This window comes from Amycolatopsis cihanbeyliensis (assembly GCF_006715045.1).
GTDB lineage: Bacteria > Actinomycetota > Actinomycetes > Mycobacteriales > Pseudonocardiaceae > Amycolatopsis > Amycolatopsis cihanbeyliensis.
Map to the genome: position 1 here is coordinate 5,004,008 of NZ_VFML01000001.1, position 18,833 is coordinate 5,022,840.

At 68.9% G+C, this 18,833-nt stretch carries 13 protein-coding genes and 1 pseudogene; 10 read left to right on the top strand and 4 right to left on the bottom strand.

Annotation, left to right across the window (positions count from 1 at the left end; genetic code table 11):
* Nucleotides 1–8 precede the first annotated feature (8 nt).
* Nucleotides 9–1,496: pseudogene (locus tag FB471_RS22940) on the top strand (leucyl aminopeptidase family protein); the annotation flags it as partial.
* On the opposite strand, the gene FB471_RS35260 reads toward FB471_RS22940, so the two are convergent.
* Entirely contained in the window at nt 1,424–2,395 is a 972-nt protein-coding gene (locus tag FB471_RS35260; protein WP_142000457.1) for a LysR family transcriptional regulator, read from the bottom strand. The pseudogene FB471_RS22940 and the gene FB471_RS35260 overlap by 73 nt on opposite strands.
* 114 nt (nt 2,396–2,509) lie before the next feature.
* On the opposite strand from FB471_RS35260, the gene FB471_RS22950 reads away from it, so the two are divergent.
* Nucleotides 2,510–3,721: an MFS transporter gene (locus FB471_RS22950; protein ID WP_142002327.1), complete on the top strand. Its 1,212-nt coding sequence runs from the start codon at nt 2,510–2,512 to the stop codon at nt 3,719–3,721.
* A gap of 167 nt (nt 3,722–3,888) precedes the next feature.
* On the opposite strand, the gene FB471_RS22955 is transcribed toward FB471_RS22950, so the two are convergent.
* Nucleotides 3,889–4,542, bottom strand: a complete 654-nt coding sequence (locus tag FB471_RS22955) for an O-methyltransferase (RefSeq protein WP_142000458.1) — start codon at nt 4,540–4,542, stop codon at nt 3,889–3,891.
* 183 nt (nt 4,543–4,725) lie between these two features.
* Between FB471_RS22955 and sigE the strand changes: the two genes are divergently transcribed.
* From sigE to tatB, 4 genes are all read left to right on the top strand, one after another.
* Nucleotides 4,726–5,379: an RNA polymerase sigma factor SigE gene (gene sigE / locus FB471_RS22960; RefSeq protein ID WP_142000459.1), complete on the top strand. Its 654-nt coding sequence runs from the start codon at nt 4,726–4,728 to the stop codon at nt 5,377–5,379.
* On the top strand, nt 5,376–6,098 hold the full coding sequence (locus FB471_RS22965) for an anti-sigma factor (RefSeq protein WP_142000460.1): 723 nt from the start codon (nt 5,376–5,378) through the stop codon (nt 6,096–6,098). The genes sigE and FB471_RS22965 overlap by 4 nt, the downstream gene beginning before the upstream one ends.
* Before the next feature lie 134 nt (nt 6,099–6,232).
* Nucleotides 6,233–7,762 carry a S1C family serine protease gene (locus FB471_RS22970; protein WP_142000461.1) on the top strand — a complete coding sequence of 510 codons (1,530 nt, stop codon included), beginning with the start codon at nt 6,233–6,235 and terminating at the stop codon, nt 7,760–7,762.
* A gap of 75 nt (nt 7,763–7,837) precedes the next feature.
* On the top strand, nt 7,838–8,242 hold the full coding sequence (gene tatB / locus FB471_RS22975) for a Sec-independent protein translocase protein TatB (protein WP_142000462.1): 405 nt from the start codon (nt 7,838–7,840) through the stop codon (nt 8,240–8,242).
* Nucleotides 8,243–8,256: 14 nt separating this feature from the next.
* Here the strand turns inward: tatB and FB471_RS22980 are convergent, their stop codons facing one another.
* Both FB471_RS22980 and FB471_RS22985 read right to left on the bottom strand, forming a co-directional pair.
* Nucleotides 8,257–9,396, bottom strand: coding sequence for an Mrp/NBP35 family ATP-binding protein (locus FB471_RS22980; protein ID WP_142000463.1), 1,140 nt, complete (start codon nt 9,394–9,396; stop codon nt 8,257–8,259).
* Nucleotides 9,397–9,489: 93 nt separating this feature from the next.
* Nucleotides 9,490–10,380: an aminoglycoside phosphotransferase family protein gene (locus FB471_RS22985; RefSeq protein WP_246076527.1), complete on the bottom strand. Its 891-nt coding sequence runs from the start codon at nt 10,378–10,380 to the stop codon at nt 9,490–9,492.
* A gap of 103 nt (nt 10,381–10,483) precedes the next feature.
* On the opposite strand from FB471_RS22985, the gene FB471_RS22990 reads away from it, so the two are divergent.
* The 4 genes from FB471_RS22990 to FB471_RS23005 all read left to right on the top strand — a co-directional run bounded on the left by FB471_RS22990 (nt 10,484) and on the right by FB471_RS23005 (nt 18,833).
* Nucleotides 10,484–11,359, top strand: coding sequence for a slipin family protein (locus FB471_RS22990; RefSeq protein WP_142000464.1), 876 nt, complete (start codon nt 10,484–10,486; stop codon nt 11,357–11,359).
* Between the two features lie 32 nt (nt 11,360–11,391).
* Entirely contained in the window at nt 11,392–12,588 is a 1,197-nt protein-coding gene (locus tag FB471_RS22995) for an acyl-CoA dehydrogenase family protein (RefSeq protein WP_142000465.1), read from the top strand.
* Between the two features lie 367 nt (nt 12,589–12,955).
* Complete coding sequence (locus tag FB471_RS23000) at nt 12,956–13,594, top strand: LamG domain-containing protein (RefSeq protein ID WP_246076528.1); 639 nt, start codon at nt 12,956–12,958, stop codon at nt 13,592–13,594.
* Nucleotides 13,595–13,790: 196 nt separating this feature from the next.
* Entirely contained in the window at nt 13,791–18,833 is a 5,043-nt protein-coding gene (locus tag FB471_RS23005) for a LamG-like jellyroll fold domain-containing protein (RefSeq protein WP_246076529.1), read from the top strand.

The following is an 18,833-nucleotide window of genomic DNA, read 5'->3' on the forward strand; positions in this document are numbered from 1 at the left end:
GGCCGCCGATGGCGCGTTCACCGCTGCCGCCTGTCCCTACCCGGTTGCTCGAGGTCGAGGTGGCCGGCACCGCACGGCGCGCTGCGCCGCTGGCCGCACTCGTTCGCCAGTCCGACGAGCATGCCGCGAACGGGTCGCCGCACGGTGAGCTCATCGAGCGCCTTGGCGCCACCGGGAAGGCGGGCGAGGTGCACACCGTGCCGGACCCCGGGAGCGGGCCACGGTGGCTGGTCGGCATCGGCGCGGGGGACCCGGCCTCGTCGCGCGCGGGCGGAGCGGCGTTCATCCGCGCCGTCAACGCCCACCTCGCCGCCGAGCGCGACGCCGGCGCCCGCCCGCCGCGCACCGTCCAGGCCGAGCTGCCTGCCGAGTCGAGCGCGGGGGAACTGGATGCCTTCCTGACCGGCGCGCTGCTCGGCGGCTACCGCTACGTGGTCAGCGGTGAACCGGACCCGCCGCAGGCGCGCACCCTGCGCGTGCTCACCCCGCACGACCGGGCCATCCAGCCGTATACCGAGGTCGCCGCGCGGGCCCGCGAGCTGGCCGCCGCCTCCGCGCTCGCCCGTGATCTCGCCAACACCCCCTCGAACGTGAAGAACCCCGGGTGGCTCGCCGGGGTCGCCGAGCGCCTGGCAGGCGACCTGCCCGGGCTCACCGCGACGGTGCGGGACGAGGGCTGGCTCGCTGAGCAGGGGTTCGGCGGCATGCTCGCGGTGGGTGGCGGATCGGCCAGCCCGCCGCGGCTGATCGAGCTGGCCTATCGCCCGCGCGGCGCCACGGGACATCTGCTGCTCGTGGGCAAGGGCATCACCTTCGACACCGGCGGTATCTCGATCAAGCCCGCCGAAGGGATGCCGATGATGCGCACCGACATGGCCGGCGGCGGCGCGGTGATCGCCGCCGTCCGGGCCATCGCGGCGCTGCGGCTGGGGGTCAGGGTGACCGCGCTGGTCCCGGCCGCGGAGAACCACGTTTCCGGCGCCGCGTACCGCCCGGGCGACGTGGTCCGGCACTACGGCGGGACCACGACCGAGGTCACCAACACCGATGCCGAGGGCAGGATGGTGCTCGCCGACGCGCTGGCCTACGGGATCAAGCGGTACGCGCCGGACGCCGTGGTCGACGTCGCGACGCTGACCGGTGCGATGAAGGTCTCCCTCGGCCTGCGTACCGGTGGCCTGTTCGCCAGCGACGACACCCTGGCCGAGCGGGTACGGGACGCCGGGGAGCGCACCGGCGAGGCGTGGTGGCGGATGCCGCTGGTCGAGGACTACGCGGAGGCCGTGCGCAGCGAGATCGCCGACCTGCGCCAGGCTCCCTCCGGGCCGGGCGGCATCGCCGCGGCCCTGTTCCTGCGCGAGTTCACCGCCGGGCTGCCGTGGGCCCATCTGGACATCGCGGGTCCCGCGCGGGCGGACAGGAACTACTCCGAGGTGGTGCCCGGCGGCACCGGGTTCGCCGCGCGCACGCTGGTCGAGCTGGTCTCCGGCTGGGCACCGGTGACGAACTCGCGGAAGGCCGCGACCGCGGGGGTCGGTTCCTGATCGGCGGGCCAGGCCAGCCCGATCGAGCGGGTCACCCTCGGCCGCAGCGGTAGCTCGACCACGCCGACGGGCGGCGAGGGCTCGAACCGGGGCAGCAACGCGACCCCGAACCCCGCCGCGACCAGCCCGCGCACGGTGTCCGACTCCTGCCCCTCGAAGGCGACCTCCGGCTGGAAACCCGCCGCCGCGCACAGCCGGTCGGTGATCTGCCGCAGGCCGTAGCCCGGCTCGAGCAGCACGAAAGGCTCCGCGCTCAGCTCGCTCATCGCGACCGCCGCACGCCCGGCGAGCCGGTGCGTCGCGGGTACGGAAAGGAACAGCTCCTGCTCGTCCAGCCGGTGCCCGCGCAGCGCGGGATCGTGCACCGGCACGGGGGCGACCAGCGCGAGGTCGATGGTGTGGCGGATGAGGCCGTCCAGCACGTCCTGCCGGGAGCCCTGCACCAGGCCGAACCGGATCCCCGGTTGCTCCGTGCGGAAGCGGCGCAGCAGCTCCGGCACGTAGGAGCGGCCGAGCAGGTGCAGGAAGCCCAGCACCACCCGGCCGCGTTCCGGCGAGATCTCCTCCCGCACCTGCCGGATGCCACCGTGCAGGACGGTCAGCGCCTGCTCCGCGGTACCCGCCAGCAGCGCGCCCACCCTGGTCAGCCGGATCCCCCTGCCGTGCGCGGCGGTGAGCGGCGCGCCGACCCGCTCGGCCAGTGCCGCCAGCCGCCTGCTGGCGGTCGGTTGCGGGATGCCGAGCAGCTCCGCCGCCCGAGTGAGATTCCCTGTGCGCTCGAGCACTCCGAGCAGCGCCAGCCCGGGGGCCAGATCCCCGGCGAGCTGCCAATCCGCCTTCTCATCCGTCACGGTATGAATGATGCTTCAACCGCGTATTAGACGCATTGATTAGCCCGGCTTAGCGTCGAGCTCGTGACCGCTGCCGCCGCGCCAGTACCCACACCCGCCAGGGCCCGGCGGGTGATGGTCGCCGTGGCCACCGCGGGAGTCGCCTCCTTCGCGCTGCTCTATGCCCCGCAACCGGTGCTGCCGCAGCTCGCCGGGTATTTCCACCTCGAACCCGGCGGCGCGTCCCTGGCGATCAGCATCGGCACGGGCGCGCTGGCCGTCGCGGTGCTGCCGATCGCCGCGCTGTCGGAGCTGGTCGGCAGGCGACCGATCATCCTGGCCTCGGTGATCGGGTCGGCGGTACTGGCGCTGCTGCTCCCGCTCGCGCAGAGCTACCCGTTGTTCCTGCTGGTACGCGCGTTGCAGGGGGTGGCGATCGCGGGCTTTCCTGGGGTAGCCGCCGCGTACCTTGCCGAGCAGCTCGGCAAGGAAGGGCCGGGCTCGCGCGGGGTCGCCGCCGCGGTGGGCGTGATGATCGCCGGTAACACCGTCGGCGGCATGACGGGCAGGCTGGCCAGCGGGTTCACCGCCGACCTGCTGGGCTGGCAGGGTGCGCTCACGGTGGTCACCGCGATCGCGCTGCTTTGCGCGCTGCTCACCGTGCTCGCGTTGCCGCGCGACCCGGAGGCACCGCGGACCGGCGGCGGGCACCGGGTCCGCTCCGTCCTCGGCGGGCTCGGGACCGCGCTGCGCGGCCCGGTGCTGCTCGCCCAGTACGCGGTCGCGCTGCTGGCCATGGGTTCCTTCGTGGCGCTGTACAACGTGGCGGGCTTCCGGCTCACCGGCCCGCCGCTGCACCTTTCGCCCGCGGCGGCCGCGCTGGTGTTCCTCGCCTACGCGATGGGCGCGGTCTCCTCGGCGACCATGGGCCGGCTGGTCACCCGGTTCGGCAGGGCTCGTTCGCTGGTCACCGCGTTGCTGGTGACGGTGGGCGGGGCGGTACTGACCATCCCCGACTCGCTGCCGCTGGTCGTGCTCGGCTTCGTGGTGCTCACCGGCGGCTTCTTCGCCGCGCACGCGGTGGCCAACGGCTGGGCGGCGGCCGAGGCGCCGGCGGAGGCGCGCGGGCAGGTCTCCGGGCTGTACACCCTGGCCTACTACCTCGGCAGCAGCGTCGGCGGGACGGTCGGCAGCGTGGTCTACGGCCACGCGGGCTGGGGGTGGCTGGTCGGCACCACCGCCGTCTGGCTGTTGCTGGCGACCCTCGCGGTGGCGGCGGTCAACGTTTGCCTGGAAACGCGCGACACGATCAGCTCGGCGAGGCTCGGACTCCGGTCACGGCCATAACGTTCGCAGGTCATGCGCCCCGCCTCCCCGCTCGCGGGCTCTTCGCCGCTGAGCACAGCGGCGCGGAGCGCTTCCGTTTGGGCGGTGGTGGGAGACGGGCGGGCGAGTTCCTCCACTCGCCTTGAGCAGTAAAAGTCCAGTTCAGAAACGGGCTCTCAGACGTACTGTCAGGCGGTCGTATGCGCGGCCACCAGCAGCCCCGCGCCCACCGGAAGCAGCGCGGGCATCAGCCGCTCGTCCTCCCGGACCGCGCGGGTGAGGCCGCGCAGCGCGAGTGCCTCCGCGTCCCGCCGTGCCGGGTCGGTCACCCTGCCCTCCGCCAGCACCCCCTGGAACACGATGACCCCACCCGGCCGCAGCAACTGCACGCCGAGCTCGCAGTAGCCGGGGTACTCGGGCGCGGCGGCGTCGATGAACACCAGGTCATAGCCCCCGGTGGTGAGCCGGGGCAGCACGTCCAGCGCCCTGCCCATGATCAGCCGGGTGCGGCTGGGCGGGTAGCCGGCGGCCAGGAAGTTCTGCCGCGCCGACCGGTGGTACTCCGGCTCGATGTCGATGGAGGTGAGCACGCCGTCCTCGGCCATGCCCCGCAGCAGGTAGAGCCCGCTCACCCCGGTGCCCGTGCCGACCTCCACCACGGCCCGGGCCCGCGAGGCGGCCGTCAGGAAGCGCAGGGCGGCACCGCCCGCGCGGCTGAGCGGGACGCAGCCCAGGTCCTCGGCCTGTGCGCGGGCGGACTGCAGAACCTCGTCCTCGGGCAGGTAACCCTCGATGTAGTCACCCAGATCGGCCGAACCGGTGATGTGTGTCTCGGAGGTCACGCGGAAACATTAGCGGTGCGTACCGAGGTATCCGAGCGGGACCGGCGGAAAGGGGAAACCTTCTCAGGCTGCTCTCAGCCCGATCTCACTAGAACCATAAGGAAGCAGGCGAAACTGAGTCACACAGGCGGGAACACGCGGGGCAGGCTCCGCGTTGGGCTGAGTAGTTGGGAGATCCGCCCTATGGAGGTGCCTTCGCTGTCGATGCAGAAGAGTCCGAAGAGTGCTGAGCTGCCGGCGGATGCCGCCGCCGTGACTCAGGTCGGGGAGCAGGTCGAGTCGACGTGGACCCCGCCGACCTGGGACGAGGTCGTGCGCGAGCATGCCGACCGCGTCTACCGGCTCGCCTACCGCCTCAGCGGCAACGTCCACGACGCGGAGGACCTCACCCAGGAGACCTTCATCCGGGTGTTCCGCTCGCTGGCCTCGTACAAGCCGGGCACCTTCGAGGGGTGGCTGCACCGGATCACCACGAACCTGTTCCTGGACATGGCGCGTCGCCGCTCGCGGGTGCGCATGGAGGGCCTGCCCGAGGACACCGACCGCATCGTCGGTGACGACCCGAGCCCGGAGCAGGTCTACTCCCGGACCCACCTGGACCCCGACCTGCAGGCGGCGCTGGACGAGCTCCCGCCGGAGTTCCGCGCCGCGGTCGTGCTCTGCGATGTGGAGGGGCTGTCCTACGAGGAGATCGGCGCCACCCTTGGGGTTAAGCTCGGCACCGTGCGCAGCAGAATCCACCGCGGAAGGCAGGCGCTCCGCGCGGCATTGGAGCGTCGTAAGGCCCCGAACGCCGACACCGCGCCCGCGCTCACCTACGCGGAGGCTCGGGTATGAGCGAAGCACGGGGATGGGGACTCCCCGAATCGCACCTGCTACCGGACGCCGTGGTCGCGTTCGTCGATCGAGAGCTTTCCCTCGGCGCGCATGAGCGGGCGGCGGCGCATGTGGCCCGCTGCCCCGGTTGCGCGGCCGAAGTCACCGCGCAGCGGCAGGCCCGCGCCGCGGTGACCTCGGCCGAGGCGCCGACGATGTCGGCGGGTTTCCTGGCGAGCCTGCGGTCCATACCCGAGCACACCGATGTCTCCAGCACGCCGGACAACCTGGCGATCACCGAGGACGGCCAGCTGGTCGCGATCCAGCGCCCGGACCGGGTCGCCGGTCTGCGTTCCTCGAGCTCGTCCGGTTCCCCGGCCGGTGTGGAGTCAGCCCCGCTCGGTAGCACCGCCCCGCTCGGTAACTCGCCGAATGTGCTCGGCAACGGAGCGCGGTTGAACGTGTCGAAGCGCGCGGCGCAGGGCGCGGGTGTGGTGGTGTCCGGGCTGGTGCTGAGCGCGCTCGCCCTGGTCGCCACCTCCGGTGGGGAGGAGACGGGCGGCGGATCCGGCGTCCCGCCCCAGGATGTGCTGCGTGCGCAGTTCGGGGTGCAGGGGCCGCCGCGGCAGGCCGCGACCAGCACACCGACCAGCACCTCGCCGAGCACGTCGTCCACGGCCGATGACGCCGATGACGCCACGCGCGAGGTGCCGGTGCCCGTGGGAGCGAACCGGCCCTGAGCGGCTGTTCCTGCGCAACGCCTACTTCACCGGGATCGCGGCAGACTTGGTGATCCGGAGCTGGCGTATGGTCACGCCAGTCAGGCACGCGTCCGCTTGGCGGAGCTCGAGGCACCGACACATCCCGGGGAACGATGAACCAGCCGAACTCGAACCAGGAACATCCCGCGGCGCGGGAGAACCGGCTCGGGCCTCGCCCGGTCAACCGTCCCCCGGTGGATCAGACGCAGGCGGCCGTCTTCGGTCGCCCGCGGGGCGTACAGGGTTCGTTCGACAAGCTGTACTCGCCGGACAGCCGCAACGGCAGGGCCGAGGGGATGGCCATGACGCCGCCGCCCCCGGAGTCGCTGGCCGAGGCGTTCCGCCGCCCGCAGGGAGCCGAGAGGGTCGTGCTGCAGCGACCGCAGGACGGCAACGGGGGCAGCCCGGCCGAGGAGTCCGAGCACCCGCTGTGGTCCCGGCAGGGGGATCCGTGGCGAGACCCCGGCGCGGGTGCCGTGCTCGGCGGTCCCGCCGTGCGCTCCGAGGAGGACGCCGAGGACAACGCCGAACGGCCCCGCGGGGCGCTGCTGAGCCTGCCCGAGGTGCTGTTCGGCCGCAGGGTGAAGCCCACCGCGCTGGCCCTGCTCGGTGCGGTCGCGCTGCTGGTCGGCGCCGTCGGTGGGGTGGTCGGCTGGTTCCTTTCCAGCGCGGGTGACTCGCTGACCGGGGAGCTGAACATCGCCGAGGCCCAGGCGGGCAAGGAACGCCCCGCGGGTTCGGTCGCCGATATCGCCGGCCGGGTGGCCCCGGCCGTGGTTTCGATCGAGGTCAAGTCCGGTCAGGACGGCCAGGTCGGCTCGGGGGTCGTGCTCGACTCGGACGGTTATGTGGTCACCAACAACCACGTCGTCTCCTCGGCGACCAGGGACGATCAGGCCGAGATCACCGCGGTGTTCATCGACGGCACCCGCGCCGAGGCGCGGATCGTCGGCACCGACCCGAAGACCGACCTCGCGGTGATCAAGGTGAACGTGCCGAACCCGGTGGTCATCGAGGTCGGTAAGTCCGCGGATCTCGCGGCCGGCGACTCGGTCGTGGCCGTCGGTTCGCCCTTCGGCCTGGAGAACACGGTCACCGAGGGCATCGTCAGCGCGTTGAACCGGCCGGTGACCGCACCGGGGGAGAACGGGGACCCGCCGGTGACCTACGACGCCATCCAGACCGACGCCGCGATCAACCCGGGCAACTCCGGCGGTGCGCTGGTGGACTCCACCGGTGCGCTGGTCGGGATCAACTCACTGATCAGGACGGTCGGCAGCCGGGGTGAGGGCGGCAGCATCGGTCTCGGCTTCGCCATCCCGGTCGACCAGGTGGTCCGGATCAGCGAGGCACTGATCCGGGACGGGGCGGTCAAGCACGCCGACCTCGGGGTGAACGCGGCGTCGGTGTCGGCGAACACCTCGGAGGGCGCGCAGATCCGCAACGTCACCGCGGGTGGGCCCGCGGCGAACGCCGGGATCGCCGAGGGCGACGTGATCACCAAGGTCGGGGACCGGCCGGTGCGTAACGCGGCCGAGTTGACCGTCGCGGTGCGTGAGTACGAGATCGGCGAGGTCGTGCCGGTGCAGCTGGTGCGGGCCAACCGGAAGCTGACCGTGGACGTCACGCTCGGCAGTGACTGAGATTGCCGGAACCGCACGGCGTTTCCTGGCGGTACCCTGGTGCTGGCATACGCGTCGGCGAGGCGGAGGTTCGCGGTGTTCGAGAGCGTCGGGTGGGGCGAGATCCTCGTGCTCATCATCGCCGGGCTGTTCATCCTCGGCCCTGAGCGGCTGCCCGATGCGGCGGCCTGGCTGGGCAAGAGCGTCCGCAAGGTGCGCGATTTCGCCACCGGGGCGCGGCAGCAGCTGCGTGACGAGATGGGGCCGGAGTACGACGAGTTCCGCAAGCCGATCGAGGACCTGCGGGAGCTGCGCAGCTTCGACCCCAAGCGGGTGGTGACCCAGCACCTCTTCGACGGCGACACCGACCCGCTCGGGATGAACAACATCAACGGCAACGGTGGGGACCACTACAAGCCGAACGGCTATCCCGGAGCCACCAAGTCCGCCGAACCCCTCAAGCCCGGCGAGAAGCCCCCGGTGGACCCCGACGCCACCTGACGAACTACATACTGTCAGGTGGGGGTGACGTTCAGCATGCGACCGGCGAGGCCACGGGCCCGGGTGGAGAGCTTCGAGGACGCGGTGCGCAGCACCTCCGAGGCCGGAGCCGCCGGCTCGGACAGCACCAGTGGGGTGCCGATGTCGCCCTGCTCGCGCAGCCGCGGGTCGAGCGGAACCTGACCGAGCAGCGGAACCTCGGCGCCGGTGGACTTGGACAGCGAGTCGGCCACCGTCTGCCCGCCGCCGGAGCCGAAGATCTCCATCCGCGAGCCGTCCGGGGTCTCCAGCCAGGACATGTTCTCGATCACCCCGGCGATCCGCTGCCGGGTCTGTAGCGCGATGGCCCCCGCCCGCTCGGCCACCTCGGCCGCGGCCTGCTGCGGTGTGGTCACCACCAGCAACTCGGCGTTCGGGATGAGCTGGGCCACCGAGATCGCGATGTCCCCGGTGCCCGGCGGCAGGTCGAGCAGCAGGATGTCCAGGTCACCCCAGAACACGTCGGCGAGGAACTGTTGCAGCGCGCGGTGCAGCATCGGTCCCCGCCACACCACCGGGGTGTTGCCGGGGGTGAACATCCCGATCGAGATGACCTTCACACCGTGCGCCTGCGGCGGCATGATCATCTTCTCCACCTTGGTCGGCTTATCCCGCGCGCCGAGCATCCGCGGCACCGAGTGACCGTAGATGTCCGCGTCCACCACGCCGACCGAGAGCCCGCGCTCCGCCATGGCCACGGCGAGGTTCACCGTCACGCTGGACTTGCCGACCCCGCCCTTACCGGAGGCAACGCAGTACACCCTGGTCAGCGAGCCGGGCTGGGCGAAGGGGATCACCGGTTCGGCCGCGTCGCCGCGGAGTGACTTGCGCAGCTCCGTGCGCTGCTCGTCACTCATCACGTCCAGCTCGACCTTGACCTCACGCACGCCGTCGAGCTGCTCGACCGCGGCGGTGGTGTCCTTGGTGATGGTGTCCTTCAGCGGGCAGCCCGCGATCGTGAGGTAGATCGCGACGTTGACCACGCCGTCCTCGCCGACCACGACGTCCTTGACCATGCCAAGTTCGGTGATCGGCTTCTTGATCTCCGGGTCGATGACGTTCTTCAACGCGTTGTGGACGTCGTCGACACTGGGAAGCTGCTGCGTGCTGGTCACTGCTCGAGCACCGACCTTCTCTGGGGGCAAACCGAATGTTCACTCCCCATGCTACGGAAGGGTAGTTCGTGCCGGTTTCTTCCCCGCTCCCGCTCAGCGCGCGAAGGCCCACTCGGCGATCCGCACGACGGCGGTGTGCAGCCAGCCGCCCTCCTCCTCGTCCTCGACCGCCCACAGCCAGTTGAGTACCGCACGCACCAGGGTCCAGTCCCTGGCCCGCGCCGGGTCGAGCCGGGCGGCGGCGACCAGCGCCGCGAACCGCTCGTCCAGCGTCGTCTCGCCCATCCGGTTCCACAGCAACGGGATCACCCCGAACTCGGGGTCACCCGCGATCGGCTTCGGGTCGATCACCAGCCACGGTTCCCGGCCGCCCCGCAGCACGTTCTCGTAGTGCAGGTCCTCGTTCACCAGCAGCGCACCGGCCCGGGGCCCACGCACCCGGCAGATGGCGACGGCGGCGTCCAGCAGGGCACGTGGCAGCGGCCTGCCGAGACGCTCCCAGTCGGTGGGCAGTTCGGCGGCCCACCGGGCCGCCTCGGCGCGCAACGTCCGGTGCAGTGGCGGCGCGGCCACGGAGAGCCTGCGCAACAACCCGCCCGCCACCGCCACGGCCACGCCGATCGGCTCGCCGTCCAGCGCGCGCCCGGCGTCCAGCCGTTCCAGCAGCAGGACGCCGTGTTCCGGATCGCCGTCCAGCAGCCGCACCGCGCCGGCGCCGTCCCATGCGGTGAGCGCGACCGGTTCGTCCCGGGTCTCCTCGTCGCGCCAGCAGATCTTGAGCACGGCTCGGCCGCCGCCCGCCCTGGTCACCGGCTGCACGACGCCGGTGTAGCCGTGCATCGTGGGGCCGTCCGGGGTCAGCGACCACGCCCGGTGGTACCGCGCGGCCACACCGGGCAGTTCGGCCAGCCACGCACGTCCCCGGTCACCGGCCATGGCGCCGACGCGCTCGGCGAACGCGGGCGGGACGATCAACTCGGTCACGGGCTCAGCGTTCCGCGCCTGTCGACCGGTTATCCGGACGCTGGCCAGGGAGAGCGTGCACTAATACCATGAACCATTCGGGGGTGTAAACCCAGGAGTTGTCATGCCCACTGTGCTCACCGTTCTGGTTCTGCTCGCCGGGCTGCTGGTGTTCCTTGCGGCCTCCTCGATCCGGATCGTCAAGCAGTACGAGCGCGGCCTGGTCTTCCGGTTCGGTCGGGTGCACCGGCTGCCGAGGGAACCGGGACTGCGGCTCGTCGTGCCGGTCGTTGATCACCTGCGCAAGGTCAACATGCAGATCGTGACCCTGCCGGTGCCCGCGCAGGACGGCATCACCAGGGACAACGTCACGGTCCGGGTGGACGCGGTCGTGTACTTCAAGGTGATCGATCCGGTCGCGGCGATCGTCGGGGTCGAGGACTACCGCTTCGCGATGGGGCAGGTCGCGCAGACCTCGTTGCGCTCCATCATCGGCAAGAGCGACCTGGACGACCTGCTCTCGAACCGGGAACGGCTGAACGAGGGCCTTGAGCTGATGATCGACACGCCGGCGTTGAGCTGGGGGATCCACATCGACCGGGTGGAGATCAAGGATGTCGCGCTGCCGGAGGCGATGAAGCGGGCGATGTCCCGGCAGGCCGCGGCCGAGCGGGAGCGGCGTGGTCGGATCATCGCCGCGGACGGCGAGCTGCAGGCCTCGGAGAAGCTGTCCCAGGCCGCGGCCGCCATGGCGGACACCCCGGCCGCGCTACAGTTGCGGCTGCTGGAAACGGTGGTGGAGGTGGCGGCGGAGAAGAACTCCACCCTGGTCCTGCCGTTCCCGGTGGAGCTGCTGCGCTTTCTGGACAAGGCCAGCCGGGAGCACATCGCCGAGGCCGCCGTGCCCCCGCAGTCGCGGCAGGGAGAGGACGCCGCGGAGCGTGGCGCTGCCCACCCCGAACCGGCGGAGGGTGCGGTTTCCCGTCATACTGACGGGTAACCTGCCGCGCCGAGCCACCTCCAGGAGCATGCATGGCCCGCCTCGCCCAGACCGCCGGCTTGACCGACGTGCAGAAGGAGATCCTGTCCACGGTTCGCAGCTTCGTGGACAAGGAGGTCATCCCGCACGCGCAGGAACTCGAGCACGCCGACACCTACCCGGCGGAGATCGTCGAGGGCATGAAGGAGATGGGCCTGTTCGGTCTCACCATTCCGGAGGAGTACGGCGGGCTCGGCGAGTCGCTGCTGACCTACGCGCTGGTGGTCGAGGAGATCGCCCGCGGCTGGATGAGCGTCTCCGGCGTGATCAATACGCACTTCATCGTGGCGCACATGATCAACCGGCACGGCACCCCGGAGCAGAAGCAGCGGTTCCTGCCGCGCATGGCGACCGGTGAGGTACGCGGCTCGTTCTCCATGTCGGAGCCGGACCTCGGTTCGGATGTCGCCGCGATCAAGACGAAGGCACGCAAGGAAGGCGATTCCTACGTCATCGACGGCTCGAAGATGTGGCTGACCAACGGCGGCACCTCGAATCTCATCGCGTTGCTGGTGCGCACCGAGGAAGGTGCGGAGAAGGCGCACCAGAATCTCACCACCTTTCTGGTGGAGAAGCCGGAGGGATTCGGTGAGGTCGCGCCGGGTCTCACCATTCCCGGCAAAATCGAGAAAATGGGCTACAAGGGTGTGGACACCACCGAGGCGGTGTTCGACGGTTATCGGATCGGTGCGGACTCCGTGCTCGGTACGCAGCCCGGCAGGGGCTTCTCGTACATGATGGACGGAATCGAGGTCGGCAGGGTGAACGTCGCGGCGCGGGCCTGCGGGATCGCGATCCGGGCCTTCGAACTCGCCGTCGAGTACGCCCAGCAGCGCGAGAGCTTCGGCAAGCCGATCGCCGAGCACCAGGCGATCGCGTTCAAACTCGCCGAGATGGCCACCAAGGTCGAGGCCGCGCACCTGATGATGGTGAACGCCGCGCGGCTCAAGGACGCGGGCGAGCGCAACGACGTCGAGGCCGGGATGGCCAAGCTGATCGCCAGCGAGTACTGCGCGGAGGTCACCCAGGAGGCGTTCCGCATCCACGGTGGTTACGGCTACTCCAAGGAGTACGAGATCGAGCGGCTGATGCGCGAGGCACCGTTCCTGCTCATCGGTGAGGGCACCAGCGAGATCCAGAAGACCATCATCAGCCGGGGACTGCTGCGCGAGTACAAGTCCCGCGGCTGAGCTGGCTGGCAGCCCGGGTTAACCCATCTGCCGCACGACGACCGCTGTCGCGATAGCGACTCGTTACCCCGCATCCGCCAACTGGCGGCTGCAGGCCGCCTGTCTCGCCGGGAGACTCCCAGCCCGGAACATCGAAGTCGCGTGTTCTTGGGGACCCGCGCGGACCGGGGTTAGGGGAGTTGTCTTTATGTCGCGTCGAGCAGGGGCGCGTGGCTGGGCGCTGCGCTCGTTGGCTGTGCTCGCCCTGAGCGCCGTATGGATCACACCGATGCACGCCGCCGCGGAACCATCGGTGGCCGAGGCCAGCACGCACTGCCCTGTGCACTACCTCCCACTGGACGAGAGTTCGGGCGACCGTGCCGCCGACGTGACCGGCGGCCGGACCGGGACCCTGCACAACGGGGCGGAGTTCGTCGAGGGGCGCGTGGGTAACGCGGTCTCCCTCGACGGCGTGGACGACCACGTGTCGACCACCGGTGTCAACCTGCGCACCGATACCAGTTTCAGCGTTTCGGCCTGGGTCTACCTCGAGGAGAAGCCCGGCCAGCAGACCGCCGTCAGCCTCGACGGTGACCGCACCAGCAAGTTCCGGCTCGGCCAGGTGATGGACGGGGAACACCGGCTCGGATCGTGGGTGTTCGAGATGCCCGAGTCGGACACCGATGGTGCTCTGTTTACCACGAAGGCGGTATCGACCTGGGAATCGGAGACGGATACCTGGGTCCACCTTGTTGGAGTGTATGACGCATCGGCTAACCGGATCTGGCTGTACGTCAACGGGACCCGGGTCGGCGACGGCACGGTGCGGAACACCTGGAACGCGGACGGTGGCCTGCAGATCGGCCGGGGCAAGGCCAACGGTGCCGCCGAAGAGTTCTGGCCCGGCAAGGTCGACGACGTTCGTCTGTACGTCAGCAGCTTGTCTGACGAGGATGTTGCGGACCTGTACCGGTCCTACCCGGACTCGGCTGGTCCGGTGAGTGGGTCGATCAGTGCATCCTTTTAGGCCGTTTGACGCACGCCGATCGGTGTCGCGATAGCGACTCGTTACCGGCATATCCGCCAACCGGCGGCTGCCCGCCGCGGATCTTGCCGGGAGACTGCCATTCATCAGGTAAAGGTCGCGTGTTGTCGGGGGACCCGCGCGGACCGGGGTTAGGGGAGTTGTCTTTATGTTGCGCCGAGCAGGGGCGCGTGGCTGGATGCTGCGCTCGTTGGCTGTGCTCGCCCTGAGCGCCGTATGGATCACGCCGATGCATGCCGTACCGGCCGCCGCGGCGCCGCCCGCGGCCGAGCCGGTGACCCGAGCAGCGGACGAGGCAACCGCGCTCACCGCGGCACGGGAGCAGGGCGCCCGGGTCGAGGTGACCAGCTTGACCTCGGAGACAGCCAAGGTCTTCGCCAATCCGGAGGGCAACCTCACCCTGGAACAGTCGGTGATGCCGGAACGGGTACGCAAGGACGGCGAATGGGTAGACGTAGACACTACCTTGGAGCGGCGAGCCGACGGCACGATCGCCGCGAAGGCATCCCCGGTCGGGACCTCGTTCTCCGCGGGTGGCGATGCGGCCCTGGCCAGGATCGTCAATGACGGCAAGGAACTCGCACTGAACTGGCCGGAGAAACTGCCCGAGCCGGTGCTCTCCGGGGATTCGGCCACGTATCCGGAAGTCATGCCCGGGGTGGACCTGCGGGTGCGTGCCAGCCTACGCGGCTTCGCGCACGAGCTGGTAGTGAAGACCCCTGAGGCGGCAGCCAACCCGGAGCTCGAGGAGATCGACTTCAACCTGCGTACCGAAGGCGTGCGGGTCAGTGCGGACGAGGCGGGCAACATCAAGGCGGTGGACGAGGCCGGAACCACGGTATTCCACGCCCCTGCGCCCCGCATGTGGGATTCCTCAGGGAAGGCGGCCGTAGCCTCGCCGCGCTCCGCGGCCGAGCCTCGACCCAAGGACGCCGCCGTTGGCGTGCGCGTCGACGCGGACGGCGTATCCCTCTTGCCGGACAAGGAACTACTCACTGACCGGACAGCGAAGTTCCCGCTGGTGATCGATCCGGACTTCAGCGCCGTTGCTCCGGAAAAGTCGGCCTGGACCCTGGTTCGCCGCTCGCATCCGAACAACTCGCACTGGAATCTTTCCCCGCGCGACGACGACGAACGCTACAAGGGAGTCGCCAGAGTCGGGCACGCCCCCGGTTGGCCGAGCGAGTACCTTGACCGTTCCGTTTTCCGGTTCCCCACCGGGGTGCTGCGAGGTTCGCGAATCCAGCGGGCGGAGTTCCAGATCTATCAGGTGTGGAAGCACTCGCACACCTGCGATCCGAACCAGGTCCCGCCGATGTACCTGCACCTGACCAGCCCGATCGGGACGGGAACCACCTGGAACAACCAGCCGGAGTGGTACCGGCACCTTTCCTCCGCCCGGTCCACGGCGAAGGCTGGGCAGTCCTGCGGCCCCACCTGGATCGGCATGGACGCCAAGAGCGCGGTCCAGCAGGGCGCGGACGCCGGCTGGGGTGATATCCACCTCGGTATCAAAGCCTCTTACGGCGACGAAGGAAACAACAACGACGCGGCCTGGAAACGGTTCCACGTCAAGCAGGAGAACGGTGTACGCTTCTTCCCCAAGCTGTCGGTGACCTTCAACCGCAAACCGAACGCGCCGCACTGGGTGGGAACCAACCCGACGCTGCCCGATCCCTGCCGGTGGTGCGAGGGCAAGCGCTACTACGGCGGGGACCAGATCACCCTGCAGGGCAGGCTGAGTGACCCGGATGGCGGCCAGCTGCGGGCCAACTGGACGGCGACGATGCAACCGTCCGGCCAGACCGTCCATCGAGAACAGTGGCTCGCTTCCGGATCGACCTACGGGACATCACTCGATGTGAGCGACAAGCACGGCCAGACAGTCAACTGGTCGGTGCACGGGCATGATGGAGCCCTCGGCGGCCCGAGTGCCGATGGACCGTCCTTCACCGTGGACAGACAGGCTCCTGACGCTCAGCCGGGCGTCGCCGGACGCCTCTACCAGGAAGACAACGCCTGGCACGGCGGCGTTGGCGTTCGGGATCGGTTCACCTTCACGTCTAACGGTGTCGGCGATGTCGACCACTACCTGTACGGGTTCACCGATCCACCGACCACCAGGGTGGACGCCGACGCCCTTGGCGGGGACGCGAAAGTGTGGATCGAGCCGCCGAGGGACGGACCGGTCGATCTGTATGTGCAGAGCGTGGACCGTGCTGGTCTACGCAGTCCGATGCGCGTATATCACTTCTACGTCCGAGCCGGCAACGGTCCGGCTTCGCACTGGTCGCTGGACGGAGATGCCACCGACGACGCCTTCCTCGGTGACCGCGACGGCACGGTGAACGGAGGCGCGACCTGGGGCCCGGGCGCGGTCGGCGCCGGTATCCAACTGGACGGCATTGACGACGACATCACCGCCCCGAACACGCTGCGTACGAACGCGAGCTTCTCGGCCTCGGCCTGGATGCGGGCCGACGACCCAGGAAACCGGATTCGCACGGCAGTCTCGCAGGACGGCGAGTACACGAGTGGGTTCGTGCTTCAGACCATGGAAGACGGCCGATGGCGGTTCATGCTTCCTGGCGGCGACGTACCACCGGACGCTGCGGCGAAGGTTCTGGGCGATCATCCGATGTCGACCAAGCCGATCCAGCCAGGCAAGTGGACGCACGTGACCGGCGTGTATGACGCTGAGGAGAAAGCCGCCTCCCTCTATGTCAACGGTGTCTTGGTGGACTCGGTTCCATACTACGTCGATTGGAGTTCCGTTGGCCCCGTACGGATAGGGCGCGGGATCTGGCAAGGTCGAATGGTCGATCCCTGGTCGGGCGCGATTGACGAGGTCGCACTCTACGATCGGGCACTCTCGGCGACAGACGTGCAAGCACTGGTTTCTCAAGACAACGTCCAGATAGGACATTGGAAGTTCGATGAGAACAAGGACGGCGGCGCGGTCGGTAGCACGACCGCGCGAAACGCGGTCGCTGGCGGCGATGCCGGAATTCTCACCAACGGCGCCACGTTCGTGCCGGAAGGTGCGGTAAGTGGATCGGTTCAGCTCGACGGCGTGGATGACCATGTCCTCACGAACGGTCCAGCGGTACGCACGGACCGCAGCTTCACGGTCGCCGGCTGGGTGAAGCCCGACCGGCTGGCGCCCGAGAACGGTTCGCTGACCATGGTCAGCCAGGACGGAACCGTGAACAGCGGCTTTATGCTTCAGCAACGCGCCGGTGGCTGGATGTTCCTGGTAATGGACCCGACCCAGGAGGATGGTGTGGTCGGAACCGCCTGGTCGGGTGAAGGTACCGCGTCAATTGGCCAGTGGACGCACGTAGCCGGGGTGTTCGACGCGACAACCAACGAGGTTGCGGTGTATGTCAATGGAGAACTGGCCGACACCGGCACGCTCGACGGAAGCTGGAACGCCACCGGTCCGCTGGTGATCGGTCGTGGCATGTGGCGTGGCAACAAGGTCGACTATTGGCCGGGTGCGCTCGATGAGATTCGGGTGTACAGCCGGACTCTGGACGAAGCCGAGGTCAAGGGCATCGTCAAGCAGGACGACGTGGTAGCCGCTTCATGGAAGTTGGACGGCAACGCCCGGAACTCGGCGGATGCGGACAAGCACGGCACGTTGCACAACTATCCGTCCTGGACCGAAGGTCAAACTGACAATCCTGATGCCGGTGATCTCGCAGCCGAGTTGGACGGCGAGAGCGAGTACGTCAGCGCACCGTCCGCGGTAGACACCTCGCAAAGCTTCTCCGTGTCGGCCTGGGTCAAGCTCGACCAAGCGTCAACCGGATGGGAAACGGTGGTCAGCCAGAATGGCCAGCACACAGCGGCATTAAACCTGGCGCACAATGCCGGTACGTTCGCTGTCGCCATGCACGGACCGGATACGGTCTATCCGAGCGCGATTACTCGGGTGCACTCGGAGCAGCGGGCGCAGGCCGGGGTGTGGACGCATCTGGCCGCGGTGTATGACCAGCCCGCAGGTGAGCTTCGACTCTACGTCAACGGTGTCTTGGCCGGGAGCGGCAAGTTCACCGAAGCATGGAAGGCGGAGGGTGAGCTGAACATCGGCCGTGCCCGATGGCGGGACCAGTGGATCAATCACCTACCGGGTGCGATCGACGATGTGAAGCTGTACAGTCGCGCGCTGTTCGCGGATGAGGTCCGGCTACAGGCTGGCCGCGATCTGAGCCTGATACACAACCACAAGCTGGACGAAAGCTCCGGCGACCAGGCAGCCGATGCGATCGGCGGTCGGACCGGAACCCTGCACAACGGAGCCGAGTTCACCGAGGGGCGCACGGGCAACGCCGTTTCCCTGGACGGTGTAGATGACCACGTATCGACTACCGGGGTAGACCTACGCACCGATACCAGTTTCACGGTGTCCACCTGGGTCTACCTCGACGAACGTGGTGGGCAGCCAACCGCTGTCAGCTTGGACGGCGACCGTACCAGCAAGTTCCGACTGGGCCATGTACAGGACGCGGAGACCCGGCTCGGCCTCTGGGCATTCGAGATGCCCGAGTCAGATTCAGACGGTGCACAAGTTACGGATGCGGCACTGTCGATTCGCGAATCGGAATTAAACACGTGGGTCCATCTCGTTGGCATCTACGATGCTCCGGCAAATAAAATCTGGCTGTATGTCAACAGTAACCGGATCGACGATGGAACGGTGCAGAACACTTGGAACGCGGAAGGAAGCCTGCAAATTGGTCGAGGTAAAGCCGATGGTGCGGCCGACGGCTTCTGGCCAGGAAAGGTAGATGACGTCCGACTGTATACCGGTGGCCTTTCCGGTGACCGGATATCTTCTTTGTATCAATCCTATCCCGATGAGTCTGATCCGATGGTGCCGACTTTCGCCGAAGGAAGCCTGCTGCGCGCGCCAGATGCGCCGAACCATTCCGACGCCGTCACTATTCGCCTGGTCGCCGGTGGTGCCCGTATCGGTATCGCCACTGAAGAAGAGTTGCAAGGCACTGGGCACGGTCACCACGAGGTCATGGAACTGCCGTGGGCCGCGTTGAAGCTGCTGCCCACCCAGATAGCTACCGGAACCCTGGTCCAGGCACCAAACTCCGAGCAAGTATGGCGCATCGAAGGGGAAGGCCGGGTAGCGACGAGCGGAACCGGCGACGTGCAGTTGATTCCCCTGCGCGTGCTCAACTCCTATCCGGAAATAAGTGACTAA

What these genes read in the sequence shown, in the direction of transcription:
- FB471_RS22950 (WP_142002327.1), top strand. Translation starts at nt 2,510, where the DNA reads ATGGTCGCCGTGGCCACCGCGGGAGTCGCCTCCTTCGCGCTGCTCTAT.
- sigE (WP_142000459.1), top strand. Translation starts at nt 4,726, where the DNA reads ATGGAGGTGCCTTCGCTGTCGATGCAGAAGAGTCCGAAGAGTGCTGAG.
- FB471_RS22965 (WP_142000460.1), top strand. Translation starts at nt 5,376, where the DNA reads ATGAGCGAAGCACGGGGATGGGGACTCCCCGAATCGCACCTGCTACCG.
- FB471_RS22970 (WP_142000461.1), top strand. Translation starts at nt 6,233, where the DNA reads ATGAACCAGCCGAACTCGAACCAGGAACATCCCGCGGCGCGGGAGAAC.
- FB471_RS22990 (WP_142000464.1), top strand. Translation starts at nt 10,484, where the DNA reads ATGCCCACTGTGCTCACCGTTCTGGTTCTGCTCGCCGGGCTGCTGGTG.
- FB471_RS22995 (WP_142000465.1), top strand. Translation starts at nt 11,392, where the DNA reads ATGGCCCGCCTCGCCCAGACCGCCGGCTTGACCGACGTGCAGAAGGAG.
- FB471_RS23005 (WP_246076529.1), top strand. Translation starts at nt 13,791, where the DNA reads ATGCTGCGCTCGTTGGCTGTGCTCGCCCTGAGCGCCGTATGGATCACG.